Origin of the sequence: Burkholderia sp. L27(2015) (assembly GCF_009765705.1) — a bacterium.
Classification (GTDB): Bacteria; Pseudomonadota; Gammaproteobacteria; order Burkholderiales; family Burkholderiaceae; genus LMUX01.
In genome coordinates this window covers 375,928-395,029 of the sequence record NZ_LMUX01000009.1, presented here as the reverse complement: position 1 = coordinate 395,029, position 19,102 = coordinate 375,928, and the positions used below count along the sequence as shown (strand labels likewise).

The following is a 19,102-nucleotide window of genomic DNA, read 5'->3' as shown; positions in this document are numbered from 1 at the left end:
GTCACGTCAGGACGGCGTCATCGATTCGCAGCCTCTGCGCCCACGTCCGCAGCGCCGCAATCGTTTCGGGCGAAACCGGCACGCCATCGCGACGGTGCGCTTCTACATTGCGCGTGGCCTGTTCGCCCGGCAGACGTACCGGCCGGCTCGGGTCGATCGGTGAATTTGCATGGCACTGCTCGACCAGGAAATCCATTTGATCAATCGAGGCCGCGCTGCCGGCAAACGCGGCAGGATCGATCAGTTGCAGATAGACGCTTGCGCCCCAGCGCGACGGCACATCGCGTCGACCGAAGCCCGACAAACCTTGAGTCAGCGCTTCGACCATCAAGGCCAGACCGAAACCTTTATGGCCAGACTCCATACCGCCGAGCAACATCAGGCTGCCGCGGTCCTGAGGCCGCTCGACAACGGCGGGATCCCGGCTCGGCCGACCATGCGAATCGATCAGCCAGGCGTGTTCGAACTGCTCACCCGCAGCCGTCTTCTCCCGCGTCATCGACACGGTGGTAAGCGATGCGCAGGTATCGACCAGCACGGGGAACTCGGTGGTGGGGAACGCAAAGGCAAACGGATTCGGACTGAAGAGGCCCTGCTTACCGCCAAACGGCGCCACCGCCTTGGTATGCGGGCCGGATGAGGCGATCATCGCGTAGTAGCCGCGATCGGTCGCTTGCTTGGCCAACGCGGCAAGACAGCCTATGTGATGACTGCGGCGCATCGACAGGGTGAAGACCCCATGCACGGCCAGGCGCTCAAAACCCAGCAACAGCGCGCGCTGCATCAACCACAGTCCGGGTAGATAGTTACCATCCCAGACCGCCGTCGATCCGGTGTCGCGTATCGTTTCCGGCACTCCGGTCGCGGTCATTCGCCCGCCGACCAACTCGTCGAGGTACGCCCCACATTGCGCGAGGCCATGGGTGTGACGACCCATCATGTCCGTTAGCAGCAGCAGGTCTGACACGCATCGCGCCTTGTCGGCATCCATGCCGGCGGCAATAAACAAATCGGTTGCCAGCTTGGAGAGCGCGTCGTGGGGCCGGCGGATCGACTTCGGAAAGGGTGTTATCAAGCAGGGTGTTGTCAAGCGTCCTCCTGTTGTGGTGCGTTCGATGTCGACCGGTGCGCCGATGTGCGCTGCCGGCTCGGACGATGGAACGGTTCAGGAGAGCGTATGCCAAGTGTCTGATACCATCTAGGATAATCCGTGAATCAGTTGATACCTATTAAGCATCGATGATCACTTTCGCGCAGCTTCGTTGCTTCCTCGCCGTCGTGGACGAGATGAACTACCGTCGAGCAGCCCGGCGCCTGAACATGACGCAGCCACCGCTGACGCGACAGATCCAGGCGCTTGAGCACGCGGTCGGCGCGCAGTTGATCGACCGCGATGCGCGGGCGATTCGCCTGACGCCGGCCGGCCACGATTTCGCCCGTTCGGCACGGCGGATCGTTGCGCAATCGGTCGATGCCGCGCGCGATGCACGCCGTATCGCCGGCGGTGATTCCGGCTCGCTGACCATCGCGTTCACTGCCGCCTCGAGCTACGTCTTTTTGCCTAGATTTGTCGCACTACTGCGCGCTGGTATGCCAGAGGTCTCGCTGACGTTGCGCGAGATGACGTCGGAGCAGCAGCTCGCGGCGCTCAGAGAAGAACAGATCGATATGGGCCTGACCCGGCCGCCGATGCAACAACCTGGGGTGGAATGGATACGCGTCTATCGCGAGCGGCTATGCGCGGCTGTGCCCGTCGGTCACGCGTTAGCGGCTCACCCCGCGATTGCGCTGCAAGACCTGTCCGGGCAGAACTTCATTACTTACCCGCCGGTGGAGGGTGCCTACTTTCATAACCTAATCACCGGACTCCTGCATGTGAAGGGCGTAGCTGTCGCGCAGGTTCAGCACGTTACGCAAACGCACTCGATACTGGCTTTGGTGGGCGCGGGGCTAGGCGTTGGGCTGGTGCCGCAATCGGCTGAGCGTGTGATGCCCGCCGACGTTGCCTTGAAGCCGCTGCTTGACGCGGATGAAACCACAGCGGATCTCATCCTCGCCTGGCGAGGCAATACCGATAACCCGGCATGCGACGTTGCGATGAAGCGTGTGACCGAGGCGTTGAAAGACCCCGCCTGGCTCACTTAAGGTACGCGGGCTCGGCCTCTGAGTCGGCGCTCATCTAACGCTCGATCGACGCTCACGCCGCGCCGACTGTGCGATCCGGCCGCGCGTACCACCCGGTCTAATGCGGCAAACGGCCCGAAACTTTGTCTACGCCGGCATGTGCACAAACTTCATCTTTATCGCCTCCCGGCGCTCCGCCGACACCGAGCGCGCCGACCATCTCGTTGTTGACCTTGAAGGCCACGGCACCAGGCAAGGCCATCACGTTATGGACCGTCGCCAACTGCGGCGCATAAGGACTCGTCTTCACAAGCTCGAAGAACCCACTCGACGCGTCGAAGCCGAATTCCGGTCCGAGCGTAACGACCGTGAACGCCTTCCGAAAGCTCGACTCCCCTGTGTGAACCGTGGCGTGATCACCGCGCAGCACCACCTGCGGCACGCCGTCCATATCAACGACAGTTGCCGTAACCCAGTAACCCTTCGCCGCGCAAGTCAAAACCGCTTCATTCGCGGCTTCCTCGGCCAAATTCATCGGTAGCACATACGCATAATTTTTCGGAGGGGTAACTTCCGCATGCGCTGAAACGGAAACGGATAGTGCGGCGAGAATCGCGGCGGCCGTGGCACTGAATTTCATAAATCCTCCCTGAGACATCTATAGGTAAGCGCGCATTCACGACGCAATTCACATTGACGCGCTCGGGTCAAAAATAGGCTCACGTGACGACGACATGCACGCCGCGCCGACCTGAGCTGATCTGATCGATCAGGCCCTATCGGACACCCGCACGCTCGATGGCGTCGAATTTTTCCTCGAGCATATCCACGGTCGTGTAGCCTGCGGCGATTCGATGAAGCTTGCCGTCCACTTCATAAAACAGCGCGGGAAACCCGGAAACGTTAAGCGTGCCTACCATCTTGAAATCGGCCTGCGTGGCGGCTATCGCCCGTTGAGATGCCCAGACATCATGGAACTGTTTCGCATCGACCGCAAATCCAACCCGACCGAGCGCCGCGGATCCGATCTCGGCAAGTACCTCGCCATCGGTTGTATTGCGACCCTCCGCATAAAATGCGTGCTGCAGCGCCCGGAATACGGGAAGAAGATCCGCGTCCGGCGCCAGTATGCGAGCGGCGACGACCGCCCGGCACACCGGCTCCGTGTCATAGACGAAGTTCTCGAGAGCGCCGAATGCATCCCGATCGAACGGGAGACCGCTGGCCTGCGCCACCCGTGTCCAATGTTGCAGCCTGAAACGCTTGCCCGCTTCGTCAAGCACGTCGGTCGCGCCCGCTCGAACGCCACCCACCACGATTTCCAACGGCAGGTCCGGCACCCGTTTCACGAACGCCGAGAGTTCCTTCCCGAAGCCGTAGCACCAGGAACACATAGGGTCACCGACATAAATCAATTTCATTGCTTCAACTCCGAACGAAGGCCAAATAAGAGGGACATCGGCCCCGTGCGTTCGGTGGCAGGCGCGGATGCTTACCGCTTTTTGTACGGTCGATCCGCCATCCATCCGAACGACATCACAGGGCTCGCGTGTCTTCGATGGGGTGGACTATAGAATCTTCCCTCAGGCGGATAAATCTCTTATCTGGAAATCACTTGTTACACCGGGTAAGGTGTTCCGGAATTGGCTCGGGAACGCAGGAGGGCGAAAGACCTCCGCGAATCGAGCAATGACCTATAACGAAACCGACTGGGCGGACCGAGTGGCCGCGCGCGTAGCAATGCGTTTGCTGCTCGAACTATAAACAACACTGCGCCAACTTCTCTTCTTCCCAAAATTGCATTATCCCGGCACGTAACCGATCCGCCTCGGCCTTGCCGCGGCTTTTCTCGACCTCATTGAGGTACATGCGGCGTTGCTCGAAGGGCCGCTGCGCGATATCCCAAACTTCGCGGGAAAGGCACTGCAGATTGCGCTCGGTTGTCATACGTACTCCGGATTCAGGCGGGTCATTGCTAGTGGGTTGACTCACGGGTTGACCGATTGTCAGAGGCGATCATTCGCCCCCTGCACTAACAATGTACCTACGCCAATATAGTCTCGCAATCTGGCACTAAGTTTCATACAAAGTGTTGCGAAATATATCCATTGAACCGGCGTGCGCTCGGCGTTTGCCCGGCGTTTGCCCTCCTCTTCGGCCATCGCCGTTCCCGGCTATCCCATTCTTCGGTCAGGCCACGGCAACCCAAAAATTGAAATAGAGGAAACTACCTGTCTGTGCCATGAATCCGACCCTGGATCCGATGCGTATCAACTACTCACCGAAATATGGCACCGTATGGAAAACGCCGGTGCACCTCAGAAATCCGGACAGAGAAATTCACCGAGAACAAATCTAGTGCTCAAGCAACTACCCATCGTCTTCCGCGCCATTGCGTTCGTTGCCATCGTCTGCACCGCCCTCATCGCAATCGATAGCTGGCGCAGTTGGAACGCCCGTTCGATTCAATTGCAGGAGATGGACGTCGCCACGTCGAATCTGGCGAACGCGATGGCGCAGCAAGCCGACGACACGATCAAGGAAGCCGACACCACGCTGGTCGGCATCGTGGAGCGCGTCGAATATGAGGGCATCAATCCGGCTAGCATAGCGCGGTTGCACAGGTTGTTGGCGACACGAACAGCGGAGCTACCGCAACTCAACGGGTTATACGTCTACGACGAGAATGGCCGGTGGATTGCAGATTCCCAGCCCGCCTTGGCAACGAATTTCAACAACTCCGATCGAGAGTATTTCGCCTTCCATCGCACTCATGTTGACTTGGGCCCACACATTGGCGTCCCGGTGATAAGCCGGTCGAGTGGCAAGTGGATCATTCCGGTATCCCGGCGCATCAATCATGCGGATGGCAGCTTTGGCGGGGTAGCGCTGGCGACGATCGACGTCGATTTTTTCAAGGCCTTCTACGATAGCCTGCACATCGGTCACGCAGGCGCGGTTGCCCTAATTTCGGATAGCGGGATCATGATGGTCCGCCGCCCCTTCAACGACAGTTTGGTCGGGAAAAGTGTGGCGAATACCGAGCTCTTCCGAATTTATGCTTCGCAAGGCGCCGTTGGTGCGGCCGTCATCACGTCGGCCCAAGATGGCGTGACCCGATTGAATAGCTACCGTCGACTCAAGAACTACCCCCTGTTCGTCGCGGCCGCGCTTTCCAAGAACGAGATCCTGGCTGAGTGGTGGCGCGATACGCTCTGGCATACCGGCGGGGTTATTTTTCTCGCGCTGGCGGTGGCGCTGTTTGGATGGCGCCTGGTCAAACAGATCGAGTTGCGCAATAAAGCCGAGGCGGAGATGGTTCGTGCTCGGGATGCGTTGCAGAGCCTCAACCAAACGCTCAAGAAGCTCGCCATGCAAGACGGCCTCACGGGGCTGGCAAACCGGCGGCAATTTGATGTAACGCTGGGCAACGAGTTCGGCCGGGCGATACGAACTGCCAGTACGCTGGCCTTGATCATGTTGGATGTGGACTGTTTCAAGCAATACAACGACATTTACGGCCATGCTGCGGGCGATGAGTGCTTGCGAACGATCAGCCGTACGATCAAGGATTTGACACCGCATCGCCCCGGTGATCTTGTCGCCCGCTACGGCGGTGAGGAAATCGCGATATTGCTGCCGAATACGGATGTGGCCGGTGCACTCGTCGTCGCGGAAAAAATCCGTAACGCCATCCGTAATCTGGAAATCGAGCATATTGGCAACTCAGCCGGTTTTGTCACGTTGAGCGCAGGCGTGGATGCGCTGGTCCCGATTCGAGGATCGGACGAGCCGACGGAGTTGATTCGGGCGGCGGACAAGGCTCTGTACTCGGCAAAAGCGGCGGGACGCAATCGCGTATGCACGAGTGTTGAATATGAGGTTTAACCGTAGGCACAGCCCTCGGATATAGGCGTCTCCTTGTACCGCAAGGCGGCACCCTTGGCGAGCCGAGCGGATGTTCGCCGTGACAGTCATCGCGCGGACTGGCCGACCAAGCTGGTCCATTCAACTTATAAAAACTGGCTCACTCAACTGGTCCAGGTATGGCGATAGCATTCGGAAAACCTAATTTTCCGACCGATCGCGATGAATGCCTCACCACTCCCGTCGTTTGCTCGTCCTTTCGATACGGCGCTGCTCGCGGTCGAGCCATTGGGCGAGACGGTAGTGCGCGTGCGACTCACGTCAGAATCAGGCCGTTCGATGAGCTATCGGGAAGGCCAGTTCCTCACAGTCGAATTGCCCGATGGCGACCTGCGCTCTTATTCCATGGCGGCGCCGGTCCGCGATGACGGCACGCTGGAGTTGCATATCCGCTTGTACCCCAACGGCAAATTTTCGTCGCTGCTTCGCGACCGACTTGGCGCTGGCGATAAGCTCAAAGTACATGGACCATACGGCGACTGCACCTGGCAGGCGCCCCCTTCGACTCAAACTCCCGTGCTGATGCTGGCTACCGGCACCGGCATCGCACCACTCAATGCACTCCTCGAAGCAGCGCTGCGCGCGGGCTGTGCAAATCCCATCTGGGTGTACTGGGGCGGCCTTAAAGCCGAGGACTTTTATCTGGCGGCACACTTTAATACGCTGACAAGATGGCACCGTAACCTGCGGTTTATCCCTGTCGTCGCGCCCGACGGCGACCCTTGCTGGACAGGCGAGCGGGGATACGTCCAGGACGTCGCTGCACGCCGACATCCCGATCTCGACGGCGCCTGTGTCTACGTGTGCGGTGCGCCGGCGATGGTATCCGCCGCCCGCACGCGCTTGATCGACGACTGCCGCCTTTGTGCACAAAATTTCCACGCCGATGCGTTTGTATCGTCTACCGCGCCGCCCGCAGACCCGTTCAAAGCCGTGACAGCGATATCGGTTTTGCTGTCCAGCGTGCACGACGGTCGACGCGAAATGAACTTGCCATCGGGCCAGTCGCTCATGGTGTCGCTGCGCGATGCAGGATTGATCAAAGGCGTGTGCGGCGGCAATCAATCGTGCGGCACTTGCAGAGTGACGCTGGACCCGGCTTCCTTCTCGCGGCTAAAACCGATCGAGCGCACCGAACGGCGTTTGCTGCAGTCACTGGAAGAGTGCGGCCCGTACGATCGCTTGTCGTGCCAGATACGCGTCGAAGCGGATCTGGACGGAATCAGCCTCGAGCTTCCCGACCCCCAACCCCTACCCATGAAGAGGTAAAAGCAACATGAGCACAGTCGTTAGCCAAAATGCGCTTGAAGCCGTCGGTGAAAAATACAACGCCGACAAAATGATGATCGTGCGCAAGATGACACGTGACGTCATCCACGAGATCGCAAACGCCGTGAAGCCCGGCATGATCGAAGAAGACGCCGTGGAGATGGCGAAAGATCTGCTCGCCGAAAAGGGCATGCTACGCGGCTGGCACGACGTGTACGTCCGCTTCGGCACCAACACGACCAAGACGTTCGGCGCCTTGTCGGACCCCGGCATCGTGCTGGGTGCCGATGACCTGTTTCTGATCGACATCGGCCCGACCTGGAAAGACTGGGAGGGCGACGGCGGCGACACCTTCGTCACCGGCACAAACGCCGACAAGGCGCGCTGCATGCGCGACGCGCGCGAAATTTTCCATGCGACGCGCAAGCATTGGCTGGCATCGGGCGCGACCGGTAAAGAGTTGTACGACTTCGCGACCGCGCAGGCCGAGCAACGCGGCTGGGCACTGAATATGGACCTCTCCGGCCATAGGCTGGCCGATTTCCCACATGCGGCGATTTATGAAGGTCCAATGGCGGAAGTGGATTTCAAACCGTCACGCCAATTATGGGTGCTTGAGATTCACATACGGCATCCGCAACACGCTTATGGCGCGTTCTTCGAAGACATGTTGCTCGAGGATCAATACTTCCAATAACGATAGCTGCAGGCCTGGACGCCCCCCCCGGCCAGCCAGCTTATCGAGTTGCCTGGCCCGCACCGGATTGCTGTGCGATTGCTCGATGCAAGCGCTCGACCGCTTGCGCCAGCTCGCTATCGTCCAGACTTGCAAAACCGAGCCGGGCACCGCTGACATTCCCGCCATCCATCGCAAAGCAACTGCCCGGCAGGAACCGGACATGATGACGATTCGCATCGGCGACCAATTTCATTTCGTCGATACCCGCACTAAAGCGTATCCAGAACGCCAAGCCGCCATCGGGCACATCGAATTCGATCGCGTTCCCTAACCGGTCCCTCAGTAAGTCGGCGAATAGATCGCGTCGTTGTTCGTACACCTTGACGACCTTACGCGCGTGGCGCTTGATCTCACCCGATTCGATCAGGTCGGCTACGGCAAGTTCGGTCGTCGAGTCCCCTTGTCGGTCTATGGTCAAAACCTCCTCTGCTGCCCGCTGGATGAAATGCGCCGGTGCGGCGATATATCCGGAACGCATGCTGGGCGCGAGCAACTTCGACAACGAACCGATGTACACCACCTTGCCCCAGCGATCGGCACTCGCCAGCGGCAATAGCGGACGCCCGTTGAAATGAAATTCATGGTCGTAATCGTCCTCCACGATGGCGAAACCGAATTGGTCTGCCAGCGCCAACAGCCGCAGTCGCCGCTCGGGCTTGAGTGAAACGGTAGTGGGAAATTGATGATGGGGCGTGACATAAAGGCAGCGCACCTTGCGCGTTCTACACACCTTCTCCAGCTCATCCAGGCGTAGACCACCACTGTCCAGACCAATGCCGATGACCTCGGCACCGGCGGCACGAAAGGCTTCGCGCGCAGGCGGGTAGCTCAGCGCTTCCATCACCACGGTGTCGCCTCGTCCCGACAAAATACGAGCGGCGAGGTAAATGGCCATCTGGCTGCCGCGGGTCAAGCAGATATTGTCGGCGACCGTGGTCAAGCCCCGTTCGATGTTCAACATCGATGACACCGCCGTACGTAGCGCAAGGGTGCCACGCGGATCCCCATAGCTAAGCCGGTTGCGGTGCCCGGCTCCAACCAGCGCACGGCGATACGCTCGCGCCAACGCCTCTACGGGCACCAAGCGCGTGTCGGGTGCGCCGTCATCGAAGGTCAACGACCCTGCCTCAGGCAGCAGTACCGGAATCTGGGTCCGGCTCCCGGGGAGGAAATAGTCAGGCTGGTCGGGCATCGGCGTCGGGTCGACGGGCCGGTAGGCAAACGACGCCGGCGTGACCATGGGCAAATGTGGCGAAATGAAGGTGCCCCGCGTGCCCTCCGACATCAACCATCCCTGCGCAATCAATTCGTCGAACGCCAACACCACGGTTTTTCGGTTCACCGCCAGTGTTTTGGCCAATTCCCGGCTGCCAGGAAGGGCGTCGCCCGAGGCCAACCGCCCGCGGCGTATGCCGTCGATGATCGCGTGCACGATCTGAAGATAGGGGGCGATCGGCGATTCGCGCCGTATCTCGAGAACGAAGTCCCACGGTCGCAACATGCTGGTCCACCTATATTTATTAATCTGGAGGGTTCACCTGGTCCATTCGAATCGTAGCATTTGTACAGAAATTGATGTTCCGCCTTTTACATTTTCTTTCTGGAGAGCTTCGATGGAACACACTCGACTACGTCCCAACTGCCTCAGTTTTTCCGAATTGCTCGCCCAAGCCATCGCGCTGATTTCACCGACGATGACCGCGGCATTGATCATCCCCGTGATGTTCTCGAATACCGCTAATCTCAGTTGGCTGGCCTATGCGCTTGGCACTGTCATGCTGATCTTCGTCGCCATCAACCTGAACCAGTTTGCCCGGCGCACCGCGGGCGTCGGGTCCATGTATGCATACGTGTGCCGCGGTCTGGGCTTAACCGCCGGGGGCATCGCAGGCTGGTCGCTGATCTGGGCTTATGCGGGAATCGCAATGGCCGGCGTCACCGGCTTTGCCGTGTTTGCAGACAAGCTGCTCAGCGCCGTCGGCATCGGCGTATCGCCGATCGTGCTGTTCGCGGTCTGCGTCCTCGCGGCAGGCTATTGCGCATGGAAGAATGTGCAGCTCTCCGCGTTGATGATGCTGTTTCTGGAAGGCCTTTCGATGCTGCTGATCCTGGCGCTGTGCGTCGTGGTCCTGGCCCAGCACCACTTTGCGCTGGACCTGGCTCAATTCGATATCGGCGCGTCGTCGCTATCGAACATGGGGTTAGGCGTCGTGGTCGCCATCTTCAGCTTGGTCGGATTCGAGTGCGCCACGGCCTTCGGCGATGAAGCGAAAAATCCCTTGAAATCGATTCCTCGCGCGGTGATCTGGAGCCTGCTTATTTCGGGCATCTTTTTCGTGTTTGTCACCTACGCGATGGTGTACGGCGTACGCGGCTACAAGACACCTCTGGACCAGATCGATGCGCCGCTGAATGTGTTGGCGGAAGTGGTGCACATGCAATTCCTGCAGATTCCGCTGTCGCTGGCGGCGATGCTCTCGTTCTTCTCTTTGTGCATGTCGTGTATCAATGCCGGTGCGCGGGTCGTGTTCGCAATGAGCCAGCACGGCCTGTTCCACGCCTCGGCGGCCAACACCCATGCTCGGAACGAAACGCCGCATGTCGCCGTGGCGGCGATGAGCATCGGGGCATTTCTTGTCCCTACGTTGCTGGTATTTGCGCATCAAGCACCGCTCGATATCTTCAACTACGTGGGTACATTAGCGGCGTTCGGCTTTCTCGTGCCTTACTTTTTGATCACGATCGCGGCGCCCGTCTACCTGAAGCGCCTCGGCCAGTTACGAGGACGCGATATCTTCGCCTGCGTAGCGGCGCTGGTACTGCTGCTGTTGCCTACCGTCGGCAGCGTGTATCCGGTGCCGGCCGCCCCGGTCAAATATTTCCCCTATCTGTTTGCCGTGTATGTCGCGATCGGCGCACTCTGGATTGCATCGTTCTATCGACGCGTACCTACCGCCTCGGGCCGTGTGAAACTGGATCTCGAATTGAGTCACGAGCGCTATCAAACCGTCCCGTCAACGGGCATTGAAGGACTATAAGGGAATCTGAGGCCCTAGATGAAGAAGCAGACGAAGAAACTACTGGCATTGCGCCACGTGCAGTTCGAGAATCTAGGCACGCTGACGGAATTTTTTCTGCGCGCCGGATTTTCAATCCAGTACGTTGACGTGGCAACCGCCGCACTCAACGATATCGATCCACTCGAAGCCGATCTCATGGTTGTATTGGGCGGCCCCATGGGGGTGTACGAGACTGAACGGTATCCATTTCTGCGCGAAGAAATCGAGCTTCTCGTGCGACGCATCGGCAAACAGCTGCCGACCCTGGGGATTTGTCTAGGTTCGCAATTGATTGCCGCCGCGATGGGTGCGAAGGTCTATCCCGGTGGCCTCAAGGAAATTGGCTGGGCCCCCTTGGAATTGACCCATGCCGGGCGGCATGGGGTGCTGGCGTCTTTGGGCCGTACACACGCGAGTGCGGCGCCAGCCGTACTTCATTGGCATGGCGACACGTTCGATCTTCCGCCGGGGGCGACCTTGCTTGCCTCCACGCAGGCCTACGCGCATCAGGCATTTTCGATCGACAATTATTTGCTTGCCTTGCAGTTTCATATCGAAGTTGTGCCTGGCGTAATCGAACCATGGATCGATGCGAATGCGCACGAACTCCTTACGGCGGGAATCAGCGCGGCTACGCTGCATGATTGCGTTAATCCGGTGAGCCCGGCGATCGCCCATCAGGTGATAGGCGATTGGCTCGCGGGTTTAGCCGGGGCCCAGGCGGCGTAATAGCACGTAGGGGTGGGGCAACAAGCGCGCCTTCGTGTGATCAAAAAGCATACGCCGCGATGCAGGAAGATAAAAACCGTTGCTCACAAGGGAACGCAATGTGACCTTAGTTGCTCTTGCTCGATGGGTTTCTCTCGACGAGCATGTCGATGTCTGAGGATTCGTTGATACCGACTGTACGTCCACCGTACGGCATTTCCCTGAACCCCGGATGTGCGAAATCCGGATTCCTATTGGAGTAGAACGTGTCTGTTTCCGCTATTGCGAATAACAACGGGGCGAGTCTGTTGCAAGCCGATGCGCAATCCACATCGCCCACGGCATCCACAACGGATAGCGCAGCCAACACCGCGGCCGCCGCGTCGAAGACAAGCGCAGAAACCTCCGTGCCCGAGTCGTCAACGCAAGTAACGCTCAGCCCCGATGCGCAGGCCATTGCAAACCTCAATCGAGCGGGCATCAGCATGTTCGAGACGAGTCTTGCTGGACTGAACCTGCCGCCACAATCGTCCCCTGGTTTCGCGCAGGCGCTGGCGCAAGCAGTCGACGCCAGCCGCCCGCCGACGCACAGCCCGGGAAAAAACGACGGCTTGATTTCGCAGTCGGCCTTCGAAGCCGCGGCCGCGCAGTTCGGCGCGACGAAAACGCAAGCCGATCAACTGTTTGCGTCGCTCGACACTGACGACCGAGGCTCAGTATCGAATGCACAATTGCTTAAGGCGCTGGCCAACACCGGCAGCGACCCGCACAGCGCAACGTCGCAGGCATTGCTCAAGCTGATGAATACCAACGGCGACAACACCGTCAGCAGCAGCGAATTTCTCAAATTCGAAAGCGCGATGATTACGGCGGAAAAGGCCCCGAACTAAGCCCACTGCGCAACCTAGCTTGTCGGAGACGACGACCGCCGACAAGCTATCGCCCCCCCGCTACCGCATACGTTCGATCAGCTCTTACTTCATTGCGACGCCTACGCAACGTAGGTACGAAATTTTTGCAGATCGCCCCTCCCCATCTTCGCTTCAGTCAATCAAATTCTATGCGCGTATAAAAGCGTACTGGATTATCGCTCTGCGAAATAGTATCGACTATACGACAGGACCTTTAATCAATCCCATCCATTATTATTCTGCAAGCGACTCTTCAAGCCAAGGGCGGAAGCCCTTCCAACGAATTTGCGAATCAGGCAAGATGAAGGGAGATTATCTTTAAAGATGGAATTTCAATTTCCAGATCTCAATGCTGATCATGTTTCCGGCGATCTGCTTTTCTAAGTTCTCCGGCATTCATTGTAAAGCGGCCCGAGAATTGTCCAACTATGGCCCATTGGTTACCGAGCGATCCACGTGCAAAATAAAAAGGTAAAAATATGAAGTTAGGGGAATCCGAGGGGCAAGTGGGGGTCGGGTTTATCGCTGTACAGCCTTCTGGACGGCAAAAGCAGGGCGAGCAGATTAATCAATGGACTCGTACTCTGTGTGTGCTTTTTTTCTTTTCCGGCTTTCCGGCACTGATCTATCAGCTTGTGTGGCAGCACGCGCTGTTTCGCATTTTCGGCGTCAACATCGAGTCCGTCACCATAGTCGTCACCGCGTTCATGCTAGGCCTTGGAGTCGGCAGTCTCGCGGGTGGATGGCTGTCGAGGCGACATGGCATGCCGCTAATGCCTGTTCTCGCGGCCATCGAATTGCTGACCGGACTTTTCGGCACCGTATCGCTGAGCGTATTCGATAAAGTCGGCTCGCTGGTGCTTGGCATGCCGCTTTCTGTTACTGCACTTGTCGCCCTGGCGCTCGTGGCAGTGCCCACGCTGCTGATGGGCGCCACCTTGCCCATGCTGGTCGGACATCTGGTCAAACGATCCGGCAACGTGGGCAATTCAGTCGGCCTTCTTTACTACGTCAACACCATGGGCGCCGGTGCGGCTTGCCTGATCTCGACGGTGCTGCTCTTTCCCTTCCTGGGTATGCAGATATCCGTGTACGTGGCGGTCGCAATCAACACGCTCGTAGCACTGGGTGCGCTGGGCGCGTACTGGCGAGACTATCGGACTCCCGCCGCTGCCATGGTCAAACTAGAGAGTTCCGGCCCGCGAATCGCGAGCCTGCATTTCGCACCGGTAGCGGCATTGGCTTTTTTGGGCGGCTTCATCTCGCTGTCGTATGAGATCTTCTTTGTGCGCACGATATCTTACGCAATGGGTGGCCTTTCAGTCGCTTTTACGCTGACACTGGCTGCTTTTCTCATTGGGTTGGCGTCGGGCTCACGGCAAGCGGCTGACTGGTGCTCGGCCACAGGGGAAGAAGGCCCCAAGCACATCGTCGGCAGCATACTCAAAGCCAACCTGATCGGCCTGCTATTTTTGCCGGTGCTCGCGCATCTTGCCTGGGCGAACTTGGGGATCGTCGCGGTAGCGCTGGTCATGGTGTATTTGCTCGCTCGCTATTGGGGAGCGCTGTTGCCGAGCCTGGCTCATTTTGGCATCGCCCCCGACAGCCGGGCAGGCACCCGGACCGCGTTGCTTTATTTCGCCAATATCGTCGGCGCTGCAATCGGCAGCATTCTCACCGGCTTCGTGTTGATGGATCACTTGGGCTTGGTCAGCATTGCCGCGGTACTCGTTGCGGCTGGATGCCTCTGTGCGGTGCTGCTGTCCGCGTCGTTGCCGCTGCCCGGTCGTGCGAAGTGGCGGCACGCAAGCTGGGCCGCGGGAGGATTTATTCTGGCCATAACATTGCTCCCGGCATCCGCCTCTGGAACCCTCGAGGCCTTGCAAGGGGGAGATTTTCCTGAAGCTCATCCACGGCTTACGCGCGCGGTAGAGAATCGTAGCGGCGTCATCACCGTTGATCACGCGGGAGTCGTGTATGGAAATGGAATGTATGACGGCCGCTTTAATGTCGATCTGGTGAACGACACGAACGGCATCGTGCGGCCGTTTGCGCTGAGTCTGTTTCATGATCATCCGCAAGATGTGCTGATGATCGGCCTCTCATCGGGCTCGTGGGCGCAGGTCATAGCGAACAATCCCCAGGTGGCATCGCTGACCGTTATCGAGATCAACCCGGGTTATCTGAAGCTCATTGCTCAAACACCCGAGGTGGCCTCTGTCCTGAAAAACCCCAAGGTGCGGATTATTACCGACGATGGACGCCGCTGGCTGCGTCTGAATGCCGATCGCAAGTTCGATGCGGTTGTTGCCAATACCACTTGGTACTTCAGAGCCAATGCTGCGAACCTTCTTTCGTCCGAATATTTGGCGTTGGTCAAAGCGCATCTGAAACCAGACGGCATTTATTTTTACAACGCCACCGAGTCTGACCGTGTTGAACGGACCGCATGCCTTAGCTTTCCCTATGGAGCGCGATTCGCAAATCATATGCTGGTCTCGCTTTCTCCTCTTGTATGGGATTTCACAAACTGGCGTAACACCCTTGAGGCTTACAAGATCGATGGTCGACCAGTGCTAAACCTTGCCAATGAAGCCGACCGCAAGCGCATGGATGAGTTGATGTCACTGCAAGCCAGTCTTGCCTTGAGGGGCGGGACCGGGCAAACGCAACCGATCGAATCGTGCACGCAAATTCTTGCGCGCACAGCCGACAGAATGCCGGTCACCGATGACAACATGGGAAGTGAGTATCGACGTACTCTCGGAATGGAATGAACGCGCTGTTCGACGGTCCGCTTCAGTGGATGCGACCGTTGACGTAGGGTGAAAGCGCGTTCGCGACAAACGTGTTGGCGGGCACCGGTACGTTGAACTCGCGGGCCAGCGATACCACGCCGCCGCTCAACCAGGGCAACTCGAGGCGATTGCCCTTTTCCAAATCGTGAAACATCGACGACGTCATCGTGTACGGCAGATTGTCGACCAGTTCCATGCATAGTTCGGCATAGTTTTCCGGCAAGGAAGCCCCATGCGCACGCCCCACCAACACGCCTTCCGCGATGATCGATCGAAGAAGCGCGCGGCTACCTTCGCTTTCGCGGATAGGTCCGATCGTCAGGTGGGTAACGCATGTCATAGCCGATAAACCGACCAGGAACACATACTTCTCCCACAGTACTTTCTGAATGTCGTCGCTGAGCGTCGCGTCGATGCCCCCGGCCGAAAAGCTCCGCACCAACTCCTGCGTGCGTTCAGACGCGCGGCCATCGTATTCGCCTATTTTGATGCGCTGTAAGGCGCCGACTTGCTTGATCACCCCGGGGCGACCTATGGACGTCGCCACGTAGCCCACGCCGCCGATCACGGCATCGTCGCCGAATACCCGTTTCAATACGTAGTCTTTGATAACGCCATTTTGCAACGACAGCACCGCGGTCTGCGGGCCCGCGATCTTTTTCAAGGTGTGCGCAATGTCCTCCAGATCCCACATTTTGACGGCAATGATGATTACGTCGGGTTTGTCCAGGGACAGGATGTCGTCCGTGGCCTTCACGGTGGCAGAAGCGTTGTTACCCAAGTCGTTTTCAATGTGGAGGCCGGTTTCCTGCATGGCTTTCAAGTGCGCGCCGCGCGCCACGAACGTCACGTCATGTCCGGCTTGCACCAACTTCAGTCCGTAAAACCCGCCCACGCCACCGGAACCTATCACCGCTATTTTCATTTGATCGCGCTCCATTTTGGTTAACCAATTTGCATATTGGTTTATTGTCGTTAAACCAATCGTCGCTGTCAAACAAAGGGGGAAGAGTCGGCGTGGCAGCCCGCCCTTACGGCCGCAACAGGGCAGAAGCGATGTACTGCAGATGCTCGCGCGCCGCGTCGACAGCGGCCGCCGAGTCGCGACTGCGGATGGCGGCCAGGATCTTGTCGTGTTCGTTGCGTGACGCGATGCGGCGCTCCGCCGTCAGAAAACGCTGGCGAATACTGCCCCATTCCGCCGCGGCGTTCGCGGCCGAAAACGACTGGTACGCGCTGATCAGCACGGGGTTGTGAGTTGCCAGGGCAATCGCGACGTGGAAATTCTCGTCGGCTACCTCGTAGGCCGCGAAATTGTCAGCGCGGTGGTATTGACGAGCGCATTCAGCCAGGCGCTCCAAATCGAGCGAGGTGCAATTCATGGCCGCGATACCGGCGATGTTGGGCTCGAACGCGCACCGCGCCTCGACGATCTGTTTCGGATTCATGTCCAGGGCTTGCGCGCGCACGCTCTTTGCACCGTGACTTGCACCGTCATTTTGGGCCGCCCGTTGCGTGGTCGGCGTGACGAAATAAGTGCCACTTCCGACCTTACGGTCGACGCGTCCCTCTACCTCCAACACGGCCAAAGCCTTACGGATCACGTTGCGCGATACGCCAAGCTGCTCCGCGAGTGCTCGCTCGGTCGGCAATTTCGAACCGTGCGCGACGCTGGAGCCCAGCAGATAGCTACGTACCCTCTCTACGTTGACATCATTCATCATACGGCATGCTCTCCAGAGCTCTCATTAGTTGCTGCCCTCTTCTCTGCGGGACCGACGTGACACGAACTAAAAATTGGGTAACCAATCCAATTATATGCGCAAAAAACTGCGCATAGGTTGACCATTGTCCGAAATTTGGTTTATAACTTTACCAGTACCACCATCCCTGGAGAGTGACGTGCCTGCCCATGCTTCCCCCGACGTTCGGCCCGTTTTGCATATCTCGGCCATACGCACCCGCTATGTGAAAGTCCCTATGCGTTTCCCGCTGGGCACCAGCGCCGCTACCATGACCGCCGCCCCGCTGCTGCTCGTTGATCTGGAAACCAGCGAAGGCGTAATTGGCCACAGCTATCTTTTCTGCTATCGCGAGAGCGGCGCCAAGGCCATCGCGGAAGTCATGCAGGAAGCGGCGGGCCTGATCGTCGGCATGCCAGTGGCGCCGGCGAGAATCGCCGAATTTCTTGGCCGGCGATATGCCTTGCTTGGCGTCACGGGCGTAGTGCGGATGGCATTGGCTGCGATCGACATTGCATTGTGGGATGCGGCAGCTATCGCTGCCAATATGCCCCTCGCGACGTTTTTGGGCGCAGACCTCACACCCGTGCGGGCTTATAACAGCGATGGCTTGGGATTAATGCCCGCGGCAAAGGCCGCGGAAGAAGCGGTCAAATTGCTCGAGCCAGGGTTCCATGCGGTGAAACTGCGGCTCGGCAATGCGGACCCCGAACTGGACCTGCAGGTTGCGACGGCGGTTCGTGCCGCTATCGGCGAGTCCACTGAGCTGATGGTGGATTACAACCAGGGGCTGACCGTGCCCGATGCGATCCGCCGTGGGCTGGCACTGAAGGATCTGAACATCTACTGGCTGGAAGAGCAGATTCGTCACAGCGATCTGCAAGGTTATGCGGCCATCGCCAATGAGCTGATCACCCCGGTTCAAATCGGCGAAAATCTGGATGGCCCGGAAGCCGTTTATGATGCCGTGGCCGCGAAGGCCGCAGACTACCTCATGCTCGACGCCGCCCGCATCGGTGGCGTAAGTGGATGGCTGCGCGGTGCCGCCATCGCAGCAGCGCGCGGCATCCCCGTCTCATCGCATTTGTTCCCCGAGATCAGCGTGCATTTGCTCGCCGCAACGCCAACCGCGCATTGGCTTGAATACGTAAGTTGGGCCGATGCGATTCTTAAGGAGCCGTTGCAGGTATCGAACGGCTACATCACTCCGCCCAACAAGCCCGGCCTGGGGCTCGAATGGTCGGAGGAAGGCGTGCAGCGCTGTCGTGCGGACTAAGTCCGGCCTCGCTGATCGGGTCAAATTGACAACCTGGAACTCAGAATGACTAGCACGGCAACAATCGATATTCCCTTAGTCAAACGTGTCGCCGACATACTGATCGAGCGGCGGCAGACGCTCGCCGTCTCGGAATCCTCGACTGGAGGCCTGATTTCCGCCGCGTTGTTGTCGGTGCCCGGCGCCTCCGCGTTTTTCCTCGGTGGCGGAGTCATCTACACAGCCAAAGCACGCGAGGCGCTGTTGGGTATATCCCCTTTGATGGTGCGCGAGATGCGGTCTGCAACACTGGAGATGGCACATCTGCTGGCTGCGACGGTGCAAACACGTCTTGGCGCCGATTGGGGACTGGCAGAGACGGGCGCTGCGGGGCCGACCGGCAATCGCTATGGCGACGCAGCCGGACATTGCTGCCTCGCGATCGCGGGCTCGCACAAGGTCGCCCGCGTGCTCGAAACCGGCGGCACCGACCGGATGGAGAACATGGTGGCGTTCGCCAATGCTGCTCTGGCTTTACTCGAGCAAGCTCTGGCCGGCCGGTAACGCGAA

The 19,102-nt window shown here is 58.8% G+C and carries 17 protein-coding genes; 10 read left to right on the top strand and 7 right to left on the bottom strand.

The genetic code is table 11. The annotated features are described in order from the left end of the window. Position 1: 1 nt before the first annotated feature. Entirely contained in the window at positions 2-1,090 is a 1,089-nt protein-coding gene (locus GSQ77_RS06535; protein WP_254067472.1) for an Ldh family oxidoreductase, read from the bottom strand. Positions 1,091-1,239: 149 nt separating this feature from the next. Here GSQ77_RS06535 and GSQ77_RS06530 point away from each other — a divergent pair, with 149 nt between their 5' ends. Continuing rightward, positions 1,240-2,145, top strand: a complete 906-nt coding sequence (locus GSQ77_RS06530; protein WP_158900234.1) for a LysR family transcriptional regulator — start codon at positions 1,240-1,242, stop codon at positions 2,143-2,145. Positions 2,146-2,242: 97 nt separating this feature from the next. On the opposite strand, the gene GSQ77_RS06525 is transcribed toward GSQ77_RS06530, so the two are convergent. The 3 genes from GSQ77_RS06525 to GSQ77_RS06515 all read right to left on the bottom strand — a co-directional run bounded on the left by GSQ77_RS06525 (position 2,243) and on the right by GSQ77_RS06515 (position 4,071). After that, on the bottom strand, positions 2,243-2,764 hold the full coding sequence (locus tag GSQ77_RS06525) for a heme-binding protein (protein ID WP_158900232.1): 522 nt from the start codon (positions 2,762-2,764) through the stop codon (positions 2,243-2,245). 136 nt (positions 2,765-2,900) lie between these two features. Continuing rightward, positions 2,901-3,545: a DsbA family protein gene (locus GSQ77_RS06520; protein WP_158900230.1), complete on the bottom strand. Its 645-nt coding sequence runs from the start codon at positions 3,543-3,545 to the stop codon at positions 2,901-2,903. Between the two features lie 337 nt (positions 3,546-3,882). Then, positions 3,883-4,071: a hypothetical protein gene (locus tag GSQ77_RS06515; RefSeq protein ID WP_158900228.1), complete on the bottom strand. Its 189-nt coding sequence runs from the start codon at positions 4,069-4,071 to the stop codon at positions 3,883-3,885. Positions 4,072-4,482: 411 nt separating this feature from the next. On the opposite strand from GSQ77_RS06515, the gene GSQ77_RS06510 reads away from it, so the two are divergent. From GSQ77_RS06510 to GSQ77_RS06500, 3 genes are all read left to right on the top strand, one after another. Further along, complete coding sequence (locus GSQ77_RS06510; protein WP_254067471.1) at positions 4,483-6,012, top strand: sensor domain-containing diguanylate cyclase; 1,530 nt, start codon at positions 4,483-4,485, stop codon at positions 6,010-6,012. A 201-nt stretch (positions 6,013-6,213) separates the two neighbouring features. Continuing rightward, positions 6,214-7,320 (top strand): flavin reductase family protein, encoded by a 1,107-nt coding sequence (locus tag GSQ77_RS06505; RefSeq protein WP_158900224.1) that lies wholly within the window; start codon positions 6,214-6,216, stop codon positions 7,318-7,320. Between the two features lie 7 nt (positions 7,321-7,327). Then, positions 7,328-8,017 (top strand): M24 family metallopeptidase, encoded by a 690-nt coding sequence (locus GSQ77_RS06500; protein ID WP_158900222.1) that lies wholly within the window; start codon positions 7,328-7,330, stop codon positions 8,015-8,017. A gap of 40 nt (positions 8,018-8,057) precedes the next feature. Here the strand turns inward: GSQ77_RS06500 and GSQ77_RS06495 are convergent, their stop codons facing one another. Further along, a complete protein-coding gene (locus GSQ77_RS06495) occupies positions 8,058-9,560 on the bottom strand; it encodes a PLP-dependent aminotransferase family protein (protein WP_158900220.1) in 1,503 nt (500 codons plus the stop codon). Positions 9,561-9,672: 112 nt separating this feature from the next. Between GSQ77_RS06495 and GSQ77_RS06490 the strand changes: the two genes are divergently transcribed. From GSQ77_RS06490 to GSQ77_RS06475, 4 genes are all read left to right on the top strand, one after another. Continuing rightward, a complete protein-coding gene (locus tag GSQ77_RS06490; RefSeq protein ID WP_158900218.1) occupies positions 9,673-11,097 on the top strand; it encodes an APC family permease in 1,425 nt (474 codons plus the stop codon). An 18-nt stretch (positions 11,098-11,115) separates the two neighbouring features. Beyond that, complete coding sequence (locus GSQ77_RS06485) at positions 11,116-11,847, top strand: glutamine amidotransferase (protein ID WP_158900216.1); 732 nt, start codon at positions 11,116-11,118, stop codon at positions 11,845-11,847. A 245-nt stretch (positions 11,848-12,092) separates the two neighbouring features. Then, positions 12,093-12,716: an EF-hand domain-containing protein gene (locus tag GSQ77_RS29405; RefSeq protein WP_254067470.1), complete on the top strand. Its 624-nt coding sequence runs from the start codon at positions 12,093-12,095 to the stop codon at positions 12,714-12,716. Positions 12,717-13,216: 500 nt separating this feature from the next. Beyond that, positions 13,217-15,514: a fused MFS/spermidine synthase gene (locus GSQ77_RS06475; protein WP_158900214.1), complete on the top strand. Its 2,298-nt coding sequence runs from the start codon at positions 13,217-13,219 to the stop codon at positions 15,512-15,514. A gap of 22 nt (positions 15,515-15,536) precedes the next feature. On the opposite strand, the gene GSQ77_RS06470 is transcribed toward GSQ77_RS06475, so the two are convergent. Both GSQ77_RS06470 and GSQ77_RS06465 read right to left on the bottom strand, forming a co-directional pair. After that, positions 15,537-16,460 carry a ketopantoate reductase family protein gene (locus GSQ77_RS06470; protein ID WP_254067469.1) on the bottom strand — a complete coding sequence of 308 codons (924 nt, stop codon included), beginning with the start codon at positions 16,458-16,460 and terminating at the stop codon, positions 15,537-15,539. A 106-nt stretch (positions 16,461-16,566) separates the two neighbouring features. Continuing rightward, the gene (locus tag GSQ77_RS06465; RefSeq protein ID WP_158900212.1) at positions 16,567-17,259 is read right to left on the bottom strand and encodes a FadR/GntR family transcriptional regulator; all 693 of its coding nucleotides are present in this window, start codon (positions 17,257-17,259) and stop codon (positions 16,567-16,569) included. A gap of 178 nt (positions 17,260-17,437) precedes the next feature. Here GSQ77_RS06465 and GSQ77_RS06460 point away from each other — a divergent pair, with 178 nt between their 5' ends. Continuing rightward, entirely contained in the window at positions 17,438-18,553 is a 1,116-nt protein-coding gene (locus GSQ77_RS06460; protein ID WP_254067468.1) for an enolase C-terminal domain-like protein, read from the top strand. Between the two features lie 45 nt (positions 18,554-18,598). After that, on the top strand, positions 18,599-19,096 hold the full coding sequence (locus GSQ77_RS06455) for a CinA family protein (protein WP_158900210.1): 498 nt from the start codon (positions 18,599-18,601) through the stop codon (positions 19,094-19,096). Positions 19,097-19,102 lie beyond the last annotated feature (6 nt).

Coding starts and splice junctions, on each gene's coding strand:
- GSQ77_RS06530 (WP_158900234.1), top strand. CDS start 1,240: ATGATCACTTTCGCGCAGCTTCGTTGCTTCCTCGCCGTCGTGGACGAG.
- GSQ77_RS06525 (WP_158900232.1), bottom strand. CDS start 2,764: ATGAAATTCAGTGCCACGGCCGCCGCGATTCTCGCCGCACTATCCGTT.
- GSQ77_RS06520 (WP_158900230.1), bottom strand. CDS start 3,545: ATGAAATTGATTTATGTCGGTGACCCTATGTGTTCCTGGTGCTACGGC.
- GSQ77_RS06515 (WP_158900228.1), bottom strand. CDS start 4,071: ATGACAACCGAGCGCAATCTGCAGTGCCTTTCCCGCGAAGTTTGGGAT.
- GSQ77_RS06505 (WP_158900224.1), top strand. CDS start 6,214: ATGAATGCCTCACCACTCCCGTCGTTTGCTCGTCCTTTCGATACGGCG.
- GSQ77_RS06500 (WP_158900222.1), top strand. CDS start 7,328: ATGAGCACAGTCGTTAGCCAAAATGCGCTTGAAGCCGTCGGTGAAAAA.
- GSQ77_RS06495 (WP_158900220.1), bottom strand. CDS start 9,560: ATGTTGCGACCGTGGGACTTCGTTCTCGAGATACGGCGCGAATCGCCG.
- GSQ77_RS06490 (WP_158900218.1), top strand. CDS start 9,673: ATGGAACACACTCGACTACGTCCCAACTGCCTCAGTTTTTCCGAATTG.
- GSQ77_RS06485 (WP_158900216.1), top strand. CDS start 11,116: ATGAAGAAGCAGACGAAGAAACTACTGGCATTGCGCCACGTGCAGTTC.
- GSQ77_RS06475 (WP_158900214.1), top strand. CDS start 13,217: ATGAAGTTAGGGGAATCCGAGGGGCAAGTGGGGGTCGGGTTTATCGCT.
- GSQ77_RS06470 (WP_254067469.1), bottom strand. CDS start 16,460: ATGAAAATAGCGGTGATAGGTTCCGGTGGCGTGGGCGGGTTTTACGGA.
- GSQ77_RS06465 (WP_158900212.1), bottom strand. CDS start 17,259: ATGATGAATGATGTCAACGTAGAGAGGGTACGTAGCTATCTGCTGGGC.
- GSQ77_RS06455 (WP_158900210.1), top strand. CDS start 18,599: ATGACTAGCACGGCAACAATCGATATTCCCTTAGTCAAACGTGTCGCC.